The sequence below is a fragment of the Vibrio hepatarius genome, from assembly GCF_001274785.1.
Taxonomy (GTDB): domain Bacteria; phylum Pseudomonadota; class Gammaproteobacteria; order Enterobacterales; family Vibrionaceae; genus Vibrio; species Vibrio hepatarius.
This window is the reverse complement of record NZ_LHPI01000001.1, coordinates 26376-43763: the sequence shown is the minus strand read 5'-3', so window position 1 is coordinate 43763 and position 17388 is coordinate 26376. Positions and strand designations below refer to the sequence as shown.

Sequence of the window (17388 nt, the reverse complement as noted above, 5' to 3'; positions counted from 1 at the left end):
TGATAATTTGTCATAGCATACACTAAGCTCATCTTTTGTAAGCAGATGAGAGTTGGTATGGAATTAGAAACACAAAATTTAGTGGGTATCGAATCACCTAAATTGCAATTACCTAAGCTTAAGAACGACGTTTATCGCTTTCATGCGGTGTCCAAACCCTCTGCATCGCGTTGTAATTTGGACTGTAGTTACTGCTTTTACCTCCATAAAGAGTCCCTGCTGAAACAAGACCCGCAAGCAGGGATGAGTGATGAAACACTAGCACTCTACATCAAGCAGTATATTGAAGCGCAAACCGGTGATGAAGTCGTATTCACTTGGCAAGGTGGCGAGCCGACGCTAATGGGTTTAGCCTTCTTTGAAAAAGTGATCGCTTACCAAAACAAGTATAAAAAAGCTGATCAAGCTATCCTGAATGACTTGCAAACCAATGGCATTTTGCTCAACGATACTTGGTGCCAGTTCCTCAAAAAGCACCAATTTTTAGTTGGTATTTCCATTGATGGTCCCAAACATCTGCACGACCTACACCGCGTCAACCGCGCGGGAAAATCATCATATGACAAAGTGATGGCGGCCATCGCTTTGCTCAAACAATATCAAATTCCATTTAATGCGCTATGCGTTGTCAACCAAGACAACGGCGCATTTCCTCTTGAGGTTTATCGCTTTTTACGCGATGACGTTCAGCCTCAGGTGATCCAGTTTATTCCTTGTGTTGAACCCAAAGGTTTTACCCAGACCGCTCCAACTAAATGGAACAGCCAAGAGCTTATTCAGATCGGCAACAAGTGCTTGTCTCCTAAAGATAACGATACTTATCTCACTGCGTGGTCAGTAGGCGCGACTCAGTGGGGAAACTTTTTAACCTCAGTCTGGGATGAATGGTTCAAGCATGATTTTGGGCAGGTATTCGTGGACCAGTTTGAGAATGTCATCTCGCAAATATTTGGCTTTGGTGCTCAAAAATGTGTATCTGCGGAGTTCTGTGGCAAAGCTGTCGCGATTGAGCATAACGGTGACCTCTATTCCTGCGACCATTTTGTTTATCCCGAGTACCAACTTGGCAACCTAGCCGATACCCACATCGGTGACCTCGTGTTTTCGTCGAAGCAGCAAGCGTTTGGCAAGTCAAAAACGGAGAACCTACCGTCAGATTGTCGGCAGTGTTTCTTCCTCTCCTTGTGTTTCGGTGAGTGCCCGAAGAACCGCTTCACCAAGACTTCACAAGGAAAGCCGGGGCTGAACTACCTATGCCCGGGCTTAAAAAAATTCTACAGCAAAGTAGTCAATCACCAGGTTTCTCTCCAACAACGCCTCAGTGTTTAAGGAATCTCAATGAAAACCAAAATAAAACCGATCGTGGCAATAACGAGTTTGTTGATGTCATCAGCAAGCTTTGCAGCGCCAGCACCAACTATCGACCGAACCGTTTTACCCATTCAGCAAGCTACCGAGTTCAATGGCAAAATAGGTAAAACCTACGACCAATCTAAGTCTGACTATCCTCAACCAATCAAAGCGCCAGAAGGCGCACCGAACGTTGTGGTCATTATGCTAGATGACTTGGGATTTGGTCAGGCAGGGCGATTCGGCGGCTTAATCCCAACACCAAACATTGATAAGCTTGCCGCACGCGGTGTCACTTACAATAACTTTCATACCACTGGCATTAGCTCTCCAACTCGTGCCGCCTTGCTCACAGGGCGTAACCACCATCAAGTTGGTTTTGGTACCATTACCGAGCTTTCGACTGGCTTCCCTGCATACAGCACCATCTGGCCTAAATCAGTGGCAAGTATTGCAGAAGTCCTTAAAGATAACGGCTACAGCACCAGCGCTTACGGGAAATGGCACAATACGCCAGACTGGGAAACATCACCAGCGGGTCCATTCCAGCAGTGGCCAACAGGTCTTGGCTTCCAACATTTCTATGGCTTCCATGGCGGTGAAACCAGCCAATGGGAACCGCAGCTATTTAACGACACAACTCCGGTAGAGCTAACTAAAAAGCCGAAAGATGGTTATCAGCTCAACGAAGACCTCGTCGACCAAGCGATTCAATGGATTGACCAACAAAAGTCGATTAATCCAGAAAAGCCATACTTTACATACTTTGCTCCCGGTGCAGTTCACGCCCCTCTCCATGCCCCGAAAGAATGGATTGAAAAATTCAAAGGCAAGTTCGACATGGGTTGGGATCAATATCGTGAAGAAGTATTTGCTCGTCAGAAAAAAATGGGCATCATCCCGCAAAACACTAAGCTGACGCCAAGACCAAAAGAGATCGAAGCGTGGGATAGCTTAAGTGCCGATCAGAAAAAACTGTATGCGCGTCATATGGAAGTATTCGCCGGTTTCCTTGCTTATACCGATTATGAAGTAGGGCGTTTGATTGACAAGATCGAGAGTATGCCAGACGCCGACAACACCATGATTATGTACATTGTCGGTGACAATGGTGCGAGTGCTGAAGGTACTCCGACTGGCACAACTAATAACGTTATGACACAAAATGGTGTGCCAGACACGGTGGAGTCTCAGCTTAAATATATCGATGAGTTGGGTAACGAAAAACATGAAAACCACTACCCTGTTGGCTGGGCATGGGCAGGCTCTACGCCATTTCAGTGGATGAAACGCGTGCCTTCTCACTTTGGTGGTACACGCAATGGTTTGATTGTTTCGTGGCCAGCAAAAATCAAGAATACAGGTGCGATTCAAAGCCAGTTCCATCATGTCGTCGACATTACGCCAACGATTCTTGAAGCGGCTAAACTGCCCGCTCCGAAAATGGTCAATGGCGTTGAGCAAAAGCCAATGGCGGGCACCAGCATGATGTATACGTTTAACAACCCAAGCGCGAAATCACAACGCACCGTTCAGTACTTTGAAACTGGCGGTCACCGCGCGATTTACAAAGATGGTTGGGTCGCAGCTTCATTCCACGGTGTGCCTTGGCAGCTAAGCGGTTCTCGCGGCTTTAAGAACTCAACATGGGAGTTGTACAATGTTGAGAAAGATTTCTCAGAAGCCGATGATCTAGCCAAACAGATGCCAGAGAAGTTGGCAGAGATGATCAAAGAATTTGATCGCCAAGCTGAGATCAACGAAGTCTACCCACTAGATGACCGATTCGCAGAACGTGTAGCAAACCAAGAGCGTCCTTCATTGACAAAAGGCAAAACGAAGTTTAGTTACACAGCGAGTGTGAATCGAGTTCCTGAGGGGTCTGCGCCGGATATCTATCAACGTAATCATCGAATTGATGCCTATGTGAACATCGACAAAGGCCAGCAAGCAGATGGCGTCTTGCTCGCGATGGGCGGAAGCTCGGCTGGGTTGTCATTCTATACCGAGAACGGCAAGCTGGTTTACGGCTATAACTTCTTTGGTAAAAGCTATTACACCATCAAGTCGAACACTCCTATCCCAAGCGGTGACGTGAAGTTATCTGCAGTGTACAAACAAGAACCGTTTAGATTCTTGAAAGATTTCAACGGCGGTAGTGTCGATTTGTACATCAACGACAAAAAAGTGGGTTCAGGTAAGGTAGAAAAAGCGGTTCCAGTACGTTTCTCTGCCACTGAGACGTTGGATATTGGTGTCGACCTTGGCGCCCCAGTGATGCCTGCTTACACCGATAAAGTACCGTTTAAGTTTAACGGTAAGATAAATAAAGTCGATTTAGAGATAGCGCCCACGCAGCCTCTGATTCAGTAGCTTTATAAACAAAGAGTGCCAACCTAGAGGTTGGCACTCTTAATTATTTTTGCTGTTTTTTAATGACTCTTTCGTCCCATTCAAGAGGATTAAGCGACTTACCAACCTGAACTTTTCTCAACTTAAACCATAAACGCCATGGTCACTTCAGCGGTATCTTTGACGGATTCCTCATACTCTTGGTATTCAGCGACTAACTGGTTAATTAAAATATCAACCAAAAGCAACGCACTGACTTTCGAAGCAAATGCACCGCCGGTCAGTGGCCCTTCCGGTCTTGCCGCAACCAAGATTTCATCTGACGTTGCTGACAATGGACTGTGGCGGATATTGGTCAAACTGACCACCGGTGAATTCTGACTTTTCGCTCGCGACGCCGCATAAACAACGTCTTTGGTTGAGCCAGAACTTGAGATGGCAAACCACAAATCGCTTGGTTTTGATTTGATAGCCCGCATTGCAGCAATATGGCTATCTTCAAACATCGATGAGCTCTTCCCAATTCGCGTTAAACGAAAGGATAAGTAGCGGCCAACAATACTGGAAGCGCCCACTCCGATACAGTTGATGTTGTCTGCCTCATGGATCATCTGGCAAATTCGGTCTATCTGCTGACGGTCAATCAGTGTGCTGGTGTCTTGCAAACTGGTGATCGCATTTTGAGTGGCGACATCAATACGATCGCTGTTTTCTTTGGGCGTGTCGCTTGCTTTTATCGACTTTGGTTGACTGATTTCTATCGCCAACGCCATACGAAAATCTGAGTAACCTTTAAAACCCAAATCTCGACACAAACGAATGACCGTCGCTTCACTGGTCGCGGTATCTTTCGCCAGCTCAGTGATCGTCATGTATTGAGCATCCTCTGCGCGAGAGACAATAAAGTCAGCCACTTTCTTTAGTTTGGGGCTGAAACCTTCCATGCCATAGCGAAGCCGAGAGAGCAGATTTTTAGATTGTGCGTTCATAGCGTTCTTCAGTCGATAACTAACGAAGCGAGTATAACCCAATAAAACGTAAAAAGAACAAGAACCCAACCGAAGCTGGGCTCATTCCACAATGGGTTGTTATAAATGATATTTTTCTATTATTTGATTCTTATAGGTTTCGGCTTGCGTACCGTAAATCAGCTGAATCCCGTTTCCTGAACGAATCACACCTTTGGCGTCAAGTGACTTCCACACTTCATCGCTTGCGGGTAAATCACTGTCTTTAACCGTGATGCGTAAGCGAGTGATACACGCGTCAATCGAAGCAATGTTCTCTTTTCCACCAAGATTTTTCACAATCTCGTCAATCAGTTCAGAGTCTTTGCCGTTGTAATCCTTACGCGTGTAAAGTTTACTTTCGGCGTCGTTTCGACCTGGCGTTGAGTAATTGAACTTACGAATCATGAAACTAAACACGAAGTAGTAAATCACTGAGTAAACTGGGCCAAGGATTAAGATCCATTGATAAGAGGTCTTCGCCGTACCCTGCAGTAAACCAAAGAACGTAAAGTCAATGATCCCGCGAGAGAACGTGATACCCACTGCGACATCAAGCATGTGCATGAGCATGTAAGCCACACCTTCTAACACTGCATGCACGGCATACAAGACTGGCGCAACAAATAAGAACGTGAACTCCAAAGGCTCAGTAATACCTGTAAGGAAAGAGGTCAACGCTGCAGAGAACAGAATCCCTTTCACTTTCGCTTTGTTCTTATCATCCGCGCATCGGTACATCGCCAATGCAGCGGCTGGCAAACCGAACATCATAGGTAAGAAGCCGCCCGTCATGGTGCGCGTCGCTTCTGAACTAAAGTGTACCGTCGTTGGATCGGCTAACTGAGCAAAGAATATCTTTTGACCGCCCGCAACCATTTCGCCCGCGACTTCTTGTACGCCGCCAAGTTCGGTGTACCAAAATAGTGGGTAAATCGCGTGGTGCAAGCCAAATACATTCAATAAACGCATTAACGAGCCGTAGAAGAAGGTTCCGATATAGCCCATCGCTGAGAACGCTTCACCGGCAAAAACGATAGATTTAAAAATAGGTGGCCAAATGAAAGGGAACAAGAATGCTAACGGAATAAAAAACAGCATTGTCATGACAGGCACCAAGCGGTTACCACTAAAGAATGCCAAGTAGTCCGGTAACGTAACGTTAGAAAAGCGATTGGTGACAAACGCAGACATCAGGCCACAGGTAATACCACCAAACACGCCAGTTTGCAGGGTAAATATACCCAGCTCTTGGGTGTACATGGAAGCCAAACCAACCGCTTCATCGGCATTCGCTCCGGCGGCAATCAACGCGTCTACGCTGGTAGTGTCTGGCGACAAGCCTTGGAAGCCCAACACGGCACCTATGACCGTATGGAACAACAAGAAACCGAGCACCGCAGAAAGCGCCGCTGTTTCTTTGTTGTTATTTGCCATACCAATGGCAACACCCACCGCAAACAGCAACGGTAAGTTAACAAACACAAACAAACCCGCTTTAAAGCACAGCACCAAAAACTGGTTAGCAAGAGTCCCCGGAGCAAGGAAGGTCAAGTTGTAGGTTTCGATCAATGGCCCACTGGTGAATGCACCACCGACACCCAACAGAATACCCGCCATTGGCAGTACGGCAATAGGCAACATGAATGCCCTACCGATTTTTTGTAGTACAGAAAAGATACCGTTCATGTATCCTCCAAACCCTTTGAATTATTAATATTGTATTCCAAACCGCAAAGCAGCTTCCCGTAATCGACTCAATTATCAGCACAATGAAAATTTCCCTCAAATCAAATGAAGAAAATTTGTGATCAAAATAAAAATAATTTTCTTTATTGTGGATAAAAATAATCTTCAAATGTATAAATGGACCTAGAAACAGATAAGAACAATCGTCATACGAAGAGGCACATAATGAAAAACTGGGATATCAATGAAATTGCCAAGAAGTTGGCCAATACCGTTGTCGTTTCGATTCAACCAGTTGAAGGAAGCCCGTTAGATACTACAGAGTTTGTTGTCGCGATGGCTAAAGCCGCAGAAAATGCAGGTGCACCAGCACTAAGAATTGAGAGTGTTGAAAGAGTGGCTGCCGTAGCCAAAGTCGTATCTATTCCGATCATTGGAATAGTAAAACGCGACCTAGTCGATAGCCCGGTGCGCATTACTCCCTATGTTGAAGACGTAAAAGCACTCGAAGCAGCAGGTGCAGCTATCATCGCCTTTGATGCCACTGACCGAACAAGACCAGAAAGCCGCGAGACCATTGCAAATGCCATCATCCAATCGGGTTGTATCGGGATGGCTGATTGTGCAGAATTTTCAGATGGCCGCTGGGCACATTCCCAAGGCATTGAATTAATTGGCACAACCTTGTCGGGCTACACCAACCACATCACCCCTGAAGAACCAGATTTGGAACTTGTTAGGGAATTTGCTCAAGCTGGTTACTTAACAATGGCGGAAGGCAGGTACAACTCACCGCAGCAATGCAAACAAGCGATAGAGGCTGGTGCACTGTCGGTGACTGTCGGTTCAGCGTTGACTCGCTTAGAAGTTGCAACGTCGTGGTTTCTCGATGCCGCAGCGCAAGCAAAGAAAGCCTCAAGTTAATCAATACACCTTGAAGAGCTAATCTGCGTCCATACAGTCGTGGGTTAGCTGTTTAACGCCTATCTAAACACTCCATTTCATTACGTTGTCTTGAAGTATCGCTTCTCGGAAACAAAGATAAAAACGACCGAAGAAAACACTAGCAACGCACCGCTGATGGTCCAGCTTGCTGATATGCCAAAACGCTCTGCAATCACACCAAAAACCAGTGAAGCGAAAACTCCGCCACACGTCACCATAAACGAGCTTATAGACAACATCGTCGACCGCATCTTCTCTTCGGTATTCTCATGTAACAACACGCTCTCTGAGTTGTTCCCTACCGTTAAAAGAAAGAAGAACAACAAATAGCAAAGCGTAAAACTCAGTAGATGTGCTGTGTACGCCAAGAAAATAAAACAGACGCCTGCGAGCGCTCGAGTTGTAAACATTAAAGTCTTGTGCGAGCCACTAAAGACTCTCAACAAGGGGACTGATATCAGTGACGAAACCGCCGACATTATAAAATACAGCGCGGAGATCACACCGAATGCGATAACGCCACTAGACGTCTCACGGAGGATATCCGCTAAATACGGTTTCCAGTAGTTTTCGACGCTACTTAGTACCATGCCAAATACTACAGTTGCTTGCATTAACCTGCTGAGGACGTCGTGCTTCCAGCAAACTTTAAGTGCCTGCGTACAAAGTCGAAAAGCATTCTCTCTCGCCTGTTTAGGTTGTGTATTCCACTGCGGTCTTCTGTCGTCAATCAACATCAAAGTGCTCAATCGACTGCAGGACAGAGTGATCGATTTACCCAAAGACGACGACCAAGCATTCCTCATCACCTTAAAAGCGGAACTCACCCATGAAGAGTTCTTTGAAATTACCCATAAGTTAGATGACTGGATGTTTAACAAACTGCGTGAAAGTCAGGATTTACGAGCACGAGAGGGATTAGCTGTGGCGCCCTACACATTTGGCTTTATGGCGGCAAAAGGGGCGTTTCACGATAAGCTGCCCCCTATCCCAAACCTAAAAAACTAACTGTAGCGCTAATTTTGCGCTGGCACGTCCTGTCACTGCATCGAATGCAAACCAATCATATTGCCTTCGCTATCGCTGACAATCGAGATACAGCCGTGCTGCCCAATGGAAAACTTGGGATGAATAACGCTGCCTCCCGCGGCGGCGACGCGTGACTCTTCCGTGGCACAATCTTCACAAGCGAAATAAACCATAGTGCTGTTGCCGCCCGCTTGCACGCCGTCCATCTTCGCCAGTGCGCCTGAAGCGCCGTAATCTTCCATGGATGATGGAAAGCCTAGCATTTCAACACCGACATTCGCTTCATCGCCGATTTTCTCCAATGTGACTTTAAATACCGCCTCATAAAACGCTTTTGCTCGCTCCATGTCATCGACATAGATTTCGAACCAAACAACTGGATTTTGCATGTTGTCTCCAAATTTCATTCTCCGTGTTCGCCTTTAAAACTAGCCTAACCACGACAAGATGCCACCACCGTTATAACGTTCGGCTTACTGTCTCATTTCCGAAGCAATGCGGTAAAAAGCGTTGAACTAAAATTTGAGGACAAAGCACTCACCCGTTATCACTTAGGGGAAGCATTATGAGTAGACAAAATACAAACGATGTAAGTCTCGCCGTGCGCATCGTCAGTTTTCTCCTCTTCATCGTTGGCATACCACTGTTAGTTGGTGGTGCTTACTTGTTAACTCTTGGTGGCACTTGGTATTACGTCATTGCAGGACTGGGGATGACTGCTGCCGCTTACTATTTATGGCAAGGTAAAGTGGTTGGCGTTCACCTGTATTTAGCGATTTTTATCCTCACTGTGGTATGGGCGCTATTGGAGTCTGGTTTTAACTTTTGGCCGTTAGTCCCACGTTTGCTAACCAGCGTATTTTTATGCGCCGCCGTGCTATTTATTACCCCTCTGCTGAAGGGAAACCAACGCCCGCACAGTACTAAGTTGTTTATGTTTGGTGGCTTTGCATTAATGGCATTCTTGGCGACTTACATCTTCGGTATGTTTAAACCACATGATGTTATTTTAAACTCCTCTCAACTCGCTAGTGGCAACATGCACGCCACCTATATTGATGCGGGTGATAACTGGTTCGCCTACGGAAGAACCGGAACAGGCACTCGCTATGCCCCGTTTGATGAAATAACGCCTGAGAACGTCAATAACTTAGAAGTCGCTTGGACCACTCGTACTGGATTTATTGCTGACCAAACAAACAGCGAGCAAGATCAAACCGTGCCAATTTACGTCGATGGAACGCTCTATCATTGTGGCCCTGTCGGACAGATAACCGCGATGGAAGGCACAACCGGGAACATCAAATGGCAGTTTGATCCAAAGGCAACTTCAACCGACTGGAAGCGATGCCGCTCAATCGGCTATTTTGACCCCGGTCCCGACGATGCGTGTGGTCCAAGAATCGTAGAGACCACGGTTGACTCTCGATTAATCTCCATCAAAGCCGACGACGGAAAACCGTGCGAAACGTTCGGAAAAGATGGCACTGTCGACATTTGGGCTGGGATGGGAGATACGGATGAAGAGTACTACACCAGTTCCAGTGGCCCACTGGTCGCGGGTGATGTGATTGTCATTTCTGGCCGGGTAACCGATAACGTGACCGTCGGCGAACCTTCAGGAGTTATCCGTGGTTATGACGCGAAGACAGGGGCGCTACTCTGGGCTTGGGATTTAGGCAACCCTAGCTTAAAAGGCCTTCCTCCCGAGGGTGAAAGCTATACACCAGGGACACCAAACGCTTGGTCACTGCTCGCTTATGATCTTGAGTTAGGTATGGTGTATTTGCCACTAGGTAACGCGACACCAGACATTTACGGTGGTAAACGCCGCCCATTTGATGACGAATACAGCTCTTCCGTCGTGGCTTTAGATCTCAAAACAGGGGACGAAGTTTGGAAGTTCCAAACCGTGCATCACGACTTGTGGGATTATGATGTCCCCGCCCAACCTGTATTGGCAGACATTCCAGATGGCAATGGCGGCACGGTACCCGCATTGATCCAAACCACTAAGCGAGCGCAAGTATTCGTGCTTGACCGACGCACCGGCAAACCGGTTAAAAACGTCGAAGAATTAATCGTACCGAACAGCGACGGGACGATTCAGGGTGAATACTATGCTCCAACACAACCTTACTCGACAGAGATGGCGGCGATTGGTACCGATCGACTCACAGAAGAGCAAATGTGGGGCGCGACGCCTATCGACCAAATGATGTGTCGTATTTTACTCCATAAGTACCGCTATGAAGGTGAGTTCACCACCCCTTCTATTCACAACTCAATTGTCTTTCCCGGCCCGATGGGCGGGATGAATTTCGGCAGTGCTGCGGTAGACGAAGAGCGACTCGTCATGGTGACATCTGAAATGCGGGTTCCCCTTGTTCAAAAACTGATCCCTCGCGACCAAGTTACCCCAGACCTCAAGTACACAGGTGAAAGTGGACCTTATGCGCCAATGTCCGGAACACCTTATGGTATGCAGCGTGGGATGTTTGTTTCTCCAATCGGAATCCCTTGTTTACAACCACCTTGGGGCACAATATCGGCTATCGACCTTGTGAGTGGGAAGCATCTTTGGCAACACCCAGCAGGAACGGCAAAAGACCTCGCTCTTGGCACATTTCAGCCCGGGCTCGCCTTTTATGTCGGCATTCCTCCGCTTGGTGGCGCAATGGTGACGAAAGGTGGACTTGCATGGTTTGCTGCCACTCAAGATTATTATCTTCGTGCGTTTAATACGGAAACTGGCGAGCTTATCTGGCGAGGTCGATTACCACTAGGCACCCAAGCCACGCCGATGAGTTACGTCGGCGACGATGGTCGGCAGTACATTGTGATTTCAGCTAGTGGAGCGCGTTATAACATGACGGAGTTCGGTGACTACGTTATCGCCTATGCGCTACCCGACCAATAATACATATCAACTCCGATTACGGAGGCGCTGCTCAAGCGCCTCCGTACTTTAAGCCTATGCGCTGTTGATAAATGGTTTGAATGCAGCTCTCAATACGCAGCAAATGCAAAGTCTGTAAAAGCTTGTGATAAGATAGCAAACAATCCAACTGATTCATTACCCACCTTATGCTCAAGATATCCAATACCGTTACCCTTCAAGACTGGGAAATCCAACTCACCGCGATTAGAGCGCAAGGCTCGGGCGGTCAGAACGTCAACAAGGTATCTTCAGCGATCCACCTTCAATTCGATGTCAAACATTCCACCCTGCCAGACATCTACAAAGAGCGCATTCTGGCATTGAGTGACTCTCGCATCTCAAAAGATGGCGTGATTACGATTAAAGCGCAGCAGTTCCGCACCCAAGAGCAAAACAAAGAAGACGCCTTGAATCGACTGGCTGAGTTGATCCGCACGGCGATGGTTGTACAAAAGAAACGCCGAGAAACCAAACCAACCCGCGCGTCGAAAGAGCGTAGGCTAAAAAGTAAAAATATTAAGGCGCAGACCAAGTCTTTGCGAGGCCGAGTAAAACACTGATTCACAAACACAAAAAGGCTAAGCAGATTGCTCCGCTTAGCCTTATTTGTTTTTCCCGTTACTCAGATTTTGCGGCGTCTTTATCTGCGTCCACTTTCTCCGCTTTGTTACTCTCAGGGTTAGGCAGCTCTTTACCAATCATCTTATGACCTTTTTCTCTAAAGCGCTGGAACACCACGTAAAGCGGCGGGATGATAAAGATGGCAATCAGCGACGAAGCCAGCATGCCACCAAACACCGCCGTACCAACCCCGCGTCGACTCAACATACCCGCACCGATAGCTATAATCAGTGGGATAAGACCGGCGATAAACGCAAAGCTGGTCATCATAACCGCTCTGAAACGTAATCGCGCGCCCTCCACAGCCGCATCAACAATCGACATGCCGTGCTCCCGCTGCTCTTTAGAGAACTCAACGATCAAGATACCGTTCTTCGCCGACAGAGCGATCAACACCACGATACCTATCTGCGCATAGAGGTTAAGCTCTAGGTTGGCCAGCAGCAAGGTCACTAGCGCGCCGAGCAAGGCGACCGACACCGACAACAACACCACAGTTGGGATGGTCCAACTCTCGTACAGTGCGACTAAGAACAAGTACACAAACAGCAAGGCGAACGCCAAAATTGGTCCAGTTTGACCTGCGGCGAGTTTTTCTTGCAGCGCGTTGGTGGTCCACTCAAAGTCATAACCCGGTGGCAGCGTTTCTGCCGATAGTTTTTCCATCGCGATCAGCGCATCACCAGACGCTACACCAGTAGCCGGACCACCATTGATAGTGATAGAGCGGTTGTTGTTATAACGAATGATCGATTGCGGGCTCAGCGTCAGGCTCGGTTCAGTAAACACCCTAAGCGGCACCATCTCACCTTTGTTGTTTCGCACGTGAATACGCAACATGTCGTTGAACTCATTACGGTCTTCTTCGTCCCCTTGAATGTTGACCTGCCATGTACGACCAAACAAGTTGAAGTCGTTGACATAGAAACCACCAAGCGTGGTTTGCAACGCCATAAACACGTCAGCCACATTGATACCCAAGGTCTGCACTTTGTCTCGGTCAATTTCTAGGAATACTTGCGGCGTATCCGCGGTATAGGTAGTAAACACGTTAGCAAGCAATGTGTCCTGATTTGCGCTTGCCACCAGCCCGCGCCCTACAGCCGCCAAGTCAGCGGCGCTGCGACCTTGTAAGTCTTTGAGCTGGTATTCAAAGCCCGAGCCCGTACCCAGACCAATGATCGGTGGTAGGTTGAACGGAAAGATGTTCGCTCCTTGAATCGTCAGAAACTCTTGATAAAGTTTTTGCATCATCGGGTGAACGTCTAAGGCTGGATCTTCACGCTCTTCAAACGGGTCGAGTGCTACCGCAAAAAACGCCGCATTAGATTTCGCTTGGCTATCAATCACACTGAAACCCACCACGTTAATAAAGCTTTCGACCCCTTCAGTTTCGAGCAAGATCTTCTCAACTTTCTCGGCAATTGCCGCAGTTCGGTTCACCGAGGCTCCTTCAGGCAACTGAACCTCAATCATAAACGCACCTTGGTCTTCATCGGGTAAGAAACCAGATGGTACTTGTTTACCCACTAGGTAAATCCCACCAAAGACGATGCCTAATACGATAATACTTAAACTCGAAACCCGAACAAATCGCTTCACGACACCTACATAGCCGTCTCGTGCGTAGTCGATCCCCGCCATCAATTTGCTGATCAGTCCTTTTTTGTTGTGCGAGCCGGGTTTAAGCATAATTGCGCACAATGCCGGACTAAGTGTTAACGCGTTGAGCGCCGAAATCAGCATCGAGCCAGACACCGCCACGGCAAATTGTTGGAACATCTGCCCAGTAATACCAGGGATAAATGCCACTGGCACAAACACCGCAAGCAATACGGCGGTGATTGCAAGAATAGGCCCAGTGATCTGCCCCATGGCTTTTTTCGCCGCTTCTGCTGGCGTTAGCTCGGGCTCGGTTTCCATGATGTGTTCGACGCTTTCCACTACGATGATTGCGTCATCCACCACGATACCAATCGCCACCACCAGCGCCAATAACGACACCGTATTGGCGGAGAAGCCCAGTGCTGCCATGATGATAAACGTACCGATGATCGATACAGGCACGGCAACAATCGGAATCACTGTCGCACGCAAGTTACCAAGGAAGACAAACACCACGATAACCACCAGCACCAACGCCTCAAACAAGGTGTGTTGAATCGACTCGATACTCGCTTCAACGAACTTGGTCGTATCGTAGTTGACGTCATATTCAAGATCATCAGGAAAACGCTCTGATAAACGTGCCATTGCCGCCCTGATCCCTTGCGCGGTTTCAATCGCGTTCGCACCCGGTGATTTATAAATACCGATTACCGCCGCCGAACCGCCGTTAAAACGACCATAGGCATCCGACACCGCCGCGCCCAACTCGGCCCGGCCGATATCTTTAATGCGAATAAATGAACCATCCGGATTGGCGCGAAGTACGACGTTTTCAAACTCTTTAATGGTGGTTAAACGACCTTGAGTGTTGATGTTGAGCTGGAACTGTTGGTCGTCTGTCATTGGCTGAGCACCAATTCGACCAACCGCAGCTTGTATGTTTTGCGAGCGGAGCGCGCCAACCACATCATTGGTGGTCAACGCCAGATTGGTCATCTTATTGGTGTCTAACCAAATCCGCATACTGTAGTCGATACCATAAAGAATCGCGTCACCTACGCCTTTGACCCGCTTGAGCTCATCAAGAATATTGATGTTGGCGTAGTTACTTAAGAACAGCGTGTCATACGTCTGATTGGGTGAGTATATCGGGATTGTTTGCAGCATCGCGGACGATTTTTTCTTGGTTTCAACACCACTTTGTTGCACTTCGGCTGGCAACTGCGACATGGCCAAGTCGACCCGGTTCTTCACGTTTACAGTGTTTATATCTGGGTCCGTACCGACTAAAAACGATACCGTAAGCGTGTAGCTACCATCACTACCACTGGTGGACTTCATGTAGAGCATGTTGTCCACCCCGATAACACGTGACTCAATCGTCTGTGCAACGGTCGCTTCGATAACTTCGGAGCTGGCACCGGGATAAAACGTCTTAACCTCTACCTGAGGCGGAACGATGTCAGGAAACTGGGCGACAGGTAAACGCGTTAAGGAGACAAGACCTGCAACCGTTATCACTAACGAAATAACGATTGCGAATCGAGGCCGATCAATAAATACATCAGATAACATTACATGCCTCCTCCTGCTGAAGAAGCCTCAGTCGCTTTGACTTTCATGCCAGGGCGCACTCTTTGTCCACCTTGAACAACGACTTTTGCCCCTTCCTCAAGGCCACTGACCACCACAACCATACCTTCCACGCTGTCGCCCAACTCAATACGGGTGACTTGAATGGTATCGTTGCCATCGACGGTCAATACATACGCACCAATCTGGTCAAGCAATAAAGCCCGCTGAGGTACAGCCAGCTTCATATCAGCGTCACTTTCTTCCAGCACCACATCAAGCAATTGTTGGTGAACGAGTAAGCCGTCAGGGTTAGGGAACTCCGCCCTTACAATGGTGGTGTCGGTACTAGGGTTAGAAAGCACGTCAATAAAGTTCACTTTACCGACATGAGCATAATCATCTCCGTTGGCGAGACGAATTTTGACCACCGCACCACCAAAGTCGAGTTCACTGTTGGCGGACTGCTCGCGAAATGACAGCAGTTGTCTTTGACTGACCGGAAAGTTGACATACATCGGGTCTTTACTGACGATAACCGCCAAGTCACCACTAAGAGGACTCACCACGTCGCCGACGTCAAAATAAGACACACCAATCGTGCCAGTAAACGGCGCTTTGATTTCTGTGTAACTTAGATTGAGCTCGGCTTGCTCTAGATTGGCTTGCTCACTGAGCAACTGACCTTGTGCTTCGGTCACACCAGCCATCGCTCGGTCAAGCTCTTCTTGAGAGATTTGCTTTCTTCGGACGAGTAGTTGTCGACGATCCCGTTCAATCTCGGCCAATTTTAGCGTCCCGCGTAGACGGAATACGTTACCTTTGATGGCATCGACTTGCGCTTTGTATTGCGCTTTTTCAATACCGAAGAGGACTTGATCTTTCGTGACTACATCCCCTTCATTGAAACTGATCGACTCCAAAAATCCACTCACACGAGCTTTGAGCGCAACACTTGACACCGCCTCAGCCCGCCCGTTAAACGTTACGCTCGGCGTCACGGATATTTTTTCAATCGATTGTACTGTAACTGTGGGTAACGCTTCTTCTTCCGCCGCATAGAGTAAAGTCGGAAAAGAAATGAGTAATGAATATGAAACTACCAGAAATGCCAGTGCAAAGTGCCGAGTGTACATTTTTCACCCCAAATAAAATCAGTCCCGTTGAAGCAACTATAGTAAGAAAACGCTCACTAACTGGTCTCATTTATAAGAGTGACGAAAGGAACCTCAGGAATAAGACTTTTTATCTGTCAATTGAGGAAAAAGTCACTGATAAAGTGCAAGTTGTTACGCTTAAACAATAGGCATATCTCAACTTTTTTCGCATAAGATTATGCCGGAATCAGAGCGGTGAAAATGACAGGTCAGAGCTCAATAAGGCAAGATCAAAAAAGCCCCAGTTCGATGTGCTGGGGCAAAAAGGCAATGAATATATAAAACAAACGTAGAAAGGATAAACAGTTAGTCCAATTGGTCTTGGAAAATAAAACCTTGGCTCTCAAGTGATTTCTTAATGTGCGGGAAGTAAATCTGACCATAGTATTGGCTGGTCGATTCCGCGTAACTTGGCATGTCTTTCAAGCCAATGTTATCCCACCACTCGCGTAGCTCTATGTCGTACTCACGCATACCTTGAATGACAAGTGCAGAGTCTTACTTCTCGTACATCGCGAACGATTCCACAGGTACACGAGGCTTCACAGGAGAAACAGACGCAACGTCAGTCACACCAATCGTTGTGCCCACCAATGGGAAAGTATTTGCAGGCAAGCCTAGTAACTCAACCATTTTGTCTGGGTTAGCACGAATACCGCCGATGGCCGTTGTGCCGTAGCCGAAAGACTCAGCCGCAGTTTGCAACGCGTTAAGCATAATGCCAGCATCTACAGCGCCCGCCATAATGCCTTCCGCTGAACGGTTGATCACGATTTCTTTGTCCACATCCGCCATCGCAAAGGCTGCACGGTGGTAATCGACAACAACTGTAATGAACACATCCGCTGACGCAACTTGTGGCTGGCCGCCAGCAAATTCAGCGATCTTCGCGATGGTTTCTTTATCTCGAATAACGACTAATGAGATTTGTTGACCGTTAACAGACGTCGGAGCTTGTTGCGCCGCCTTCAGGATCTGATCCAAATCTTCCTGTTTTACTGAATCACCAGTAAAGTTGCGAACTGAACGACGATTCAGTTGCTGCTCAATGATAGGGTTCATAATGCTTATCTCGACTTACCTTAAAAAACGGCGTTCATAATACAAATTTCCCCAA

The 17388-nt window shown here is 47.6% G+C and carries 14 protein-coding genes; 6 read left to right on the top strand and 8 right to left on the bottom strand.

What is annotated here, in order from left to right; genetic code table 11:
• The first annotated feature begins 57 nt into the window (after positions 1 to 57).
• Together AKJ31_RS00210 and AKJ31_RS00205 are read left to right on the top strand one after the other, a co-directional pair.
• A complete protein-coding gene (locus tag AKJ31_RS00210) occupies positions 58 to 1329 on the top strand; it encodes an anaerobic sulfatase maturase (protein ID WP_053407079.1) in 1272 nt (423 codons plus the stop codon).
• 9 nt (positions 1330 to 1338) lie between these two features.
• Complete coding sequence (locus AKJ31_RS00205; protein WP_053407078.1) at positions 1339 to 3723, top strand: arylsulfatase; 2385 nt, start codon at positions 1339 to 1341, stop codon at positions 3721 to 3723.
• A 122-nt stretch (positions 3724 to 3845) separates the two neighbouring features.
• On the opposite strand, the gene AKJ31_RS00200 is transcribed toward AKJ31_RS00205, so the two are convergent.
• Both AKJ31_RS00200 and AKJ31_RS00195 read right to left on the bottom strand, forming a co-directional pair.
• Positions 3846 to 4691, bottom strand: a complete 846-nt coding sequence (locus AKJ31_RS00200; RefSeq protein ID WP_053407077.1) for a MurR/RpiR family transcriptional regulator — start codon at positions 4689 to 4691, stop codon at positions 3846 to 3848.
• Positions 4692 to 4790: 99 nt separating this feature from the next.
• Positions 4791 to 6398, bottom strand: coding sequence for a PTS transporter subunit EIIC (locus tag AKJ31_RS00195; protein WP_053407076.1), 1608 nt, complete (start codon positions 6396 to 6398; stop codon positions 4791 to 4793).
• 225 nt (positions 6399 to 6623) lie between these two features.
• Here AKJ31_RS00195 and AKJ31_RS00190 point away from each other — a divergent pair, with 225 nt between their 5' ends.
• On the top strand, positions 6624 to 7322 hold the full coding sequence (locus tag AKJ31_RS00190; RefSeq protein ID WP_053407075.1) for an N-acetylmannosamine-6-phosphate 2-epimerase: 699 nt from the start codon (positions 6624 to 6626) through the stop codon (positions 7320 to 7322).
• 80 nt (positions 7323 to 7402) lie between these two features.
• Here AKJ31_RS00190 and AKJ31_RS23560 read toward each other — a convergent pair whose 3' ends face one another.
• Entirely contained in the window at positions 7403 to 7933 is a 531-nt protein-coding gene (locus AKJ31_RS23560) for an MFS transporter (RefSeq protein WP_342665529.1), read from the bottom strand.
• Here AKJ31_RS23560 and AKJ31_RS00180 point away from each other — a divergent pair.
• Positions 7932 to 8351: a hypothetical protein gene (locus AKJ31_RS00180; protein ID WP_211263025.1), complete on the top strand. Its 420-nt coding sequence runs from the start codon at positions 7932 to 7934 to the stop codon at positions 8349 to 8351. The genes AKJ31_RS23560 and AKJ31_RS00180 overlap by 2 nt on opposite strands.
• Before the next feature lie 32 nt (positions 8352 to 8383).
• On the opposite strand, the gene AKJ31_RS00175 is transcribed toward AKJ31_RS00180, so the two are convergent.
• Positions 8384 to 8761 carry a VOC family protein gene (locus AKJ31_RS00175; RefSeq protein WP_053407954.1) on the bottom strand — a complete coding sequence of 126 codons (378 nt, stop codon included), beginning with the start codon at positions 8759 to 8761 and terminating at the stop codon, positions 8384 to 8386.
• Positions 8762 to 8937: 176 nt separating this feature from the next.
• Here AKJ31_RS00175 and AKJ31_RS00170 point away from each other — a divergent pair, with 176 nt between their 5' ends.
• Together AKJ31_RS00170 and arfB are read left to right on the top strand one after the other, a co-directional pair.
• Complete coding sequence (locus AKJ31_RS00170; RefSeq protein WP_053407073.1) at positions 8938 to 11292, top strand: membrane-bound PQQ-dependent dehydrogenase, glucose/quinate/shikimate family; 2355 nt, start codon at positions 8938 to 8940, stop codon at positions 11290 to 11292.
• A gap of 167 nt (positions 11293 to 11459) precedes the next feature.
• Positions 11460 to 11873 (top strand): alternative ribosome rescue aminoacyl-tRNA hydrolase ArfB, encoded by a 414-nt coding sequence (arfB, locus tag AKJ31_RS00165; protein ID WP_053407072.1) that lies wholly within the window; start codon positions 11460 to 11462, stop codon positions 11871 to 11873.
• 58 nt (positions 11874 to 11931) lie between these two features.
• Here arfB and AKJ31_RS00160 read toward each other — a convergent pair whose 3' ends face one another.
• From AKJ31_RS00160 to AKJ31_RS00145, 4 genes are all read right to left on the bottom strand, one after another.
• Positions 11932 to 15117, bottom strand: a complete 3186-nt coding sequence (locus AKJ31_RS00160; protein WP_053407071.1) for an efflux RND transporter permease subunit — start codon at positions 15115 to 15117, stop codon at positions 11932 to 11934.
• The gene (locus AKJ31_RS00155) at positions 15117 to 16250 is read right to left on the bottom strand and encodes an efflux RND transporter periplasmic adaptor subunit (RefSeq protein ID WP_072161196.1); all 1134 of its coding nucleotides are present in this window, start codon (positions 16248 to 16250) and stop codon (positions 15117 to 15119) included. The genes AKJ31_RS00160 and AKJ31_RS00155 overlap by 1 nt, the downstream gene beginning before the upstream one ends.
• Before the next feature lie 327 nt (positions 16251 to 16577).
• The gene (locus AKJ31_RS23345; protein WP_211263024.1) at positions 16578 to 16745 is read right to left on the bottom strand and encodes a hypothetical protein; all 168 of its coding nucleotides are present in this window, start codon (positions 16743 to 16745) and stop codon (positions 16578 to 16580) included.
• Between the two features lie 24 nt (positions 16746 to 16769).
• A complete protein-coding gene (locus AKJ31_RS00145; protein WP_211263023.1) occupies positions 16770 to 17333 on the bottom strand; it encodes a nitroreductase family protein in 564 nt (187 codons plus the stop codon).
• Between the last annotated feature and the right edge of the window lie 55 nt (positions 17334 to 17388).

Coding starts and splice junctions, on each gene's coding strand:
- AKJ31_RS00210 (WP_053407079.1), top strand. CDS start 58: ATGGAATTAGAAACACAAAATTTAGTGGGTATCGAATCACCTAAATTG.
- AKJ31_RS00205 (WP_053407078.1), top strand. CDS start 1,339: ATGAAAACCAAAATAAAACCGATCGTGGCAATAACGAGTTTGTTGATG.
- AKJ31_RS00200 (WP_053407077.1), bottom strand. CDS start 4,691: ATGAACGCACAATCTAAAAATCTGCTCTCTCGGCTTCGCTATGGCATG.
- AKJ31_RS00195 (WP_053407076.1), bottom strand. CDS start 6,398: ATGAACGGTATCTTTTCTGTACTACAAAAAATCGGTAGGGCATTCATG.
- AKJ31_RS00190 (WP_053407075.1), top strand. CDS start 6,624: ATGAAAAACTGGGATATCAATGAAATTGCCAAGAAGTTGGCCAATACC.
- AKJ31_RS00180 (WP_211263025.1), top strand. CDS start 7,932: ATGCCAAATACTACAGTTGCTTGCATTAACCTGCTGAGGACGTCGTGC.
- AKJ31_RS23560 (WP_342665529.1), bottom strand. CDS start 7,933: ATGGTACTAAGTAGCGTCGAAAACTACTGGAAACCGTATTTAGCGGAT.
- AKJ31_RS00175 (WP_053407954.1), bottom strand. CDS start 8,761: ATGCAAAATCCAGTTGTTTGGTTCGAAATCTATGTCGATGACATGGAG.
- AKJ31_RS00170 (WP_053407073.1), top strand. CDS start 8,938: ATGAGTAGACAAAATACAAACGATGTAAGTCTCGCCGTGCGCATCGTC.
- arfB (WP_053407072.1), top strand. CDS start 11,460: ATGCTCAAGATATCCAATACCGTTACCCTTCAAGACTGGGAAATCCAA.
- AKJ31_RS00160 (WP_053407071.1), bottom strand. CDS start 15,117: ATGTTATCTGATGTATTTATTGATCGGCCTCGATTCGCAATCGTTATT.
- AKJ31_RS00155 (WP_072161196.1), bottom strand. CDS start 16,250: ATGTACACTCGGCACTTTGCACTGGCATTTCTGGTAGTTTCATATTCA.
- AKJ31_RS23345 (WP_211263024.1), bottom strand. CDS start 16,745: ATGCGTGAGTACGACATAGAGCTACGCGAGTGGTGGGATAACATTGGC.
- AKJ31_RS00145 (WP_211263023.1), bottom strand. CDS start 17,333: ATGAACCCTATCATTGAGCAGCAACTGAATCGTCGTTCAGTTCGCAAC.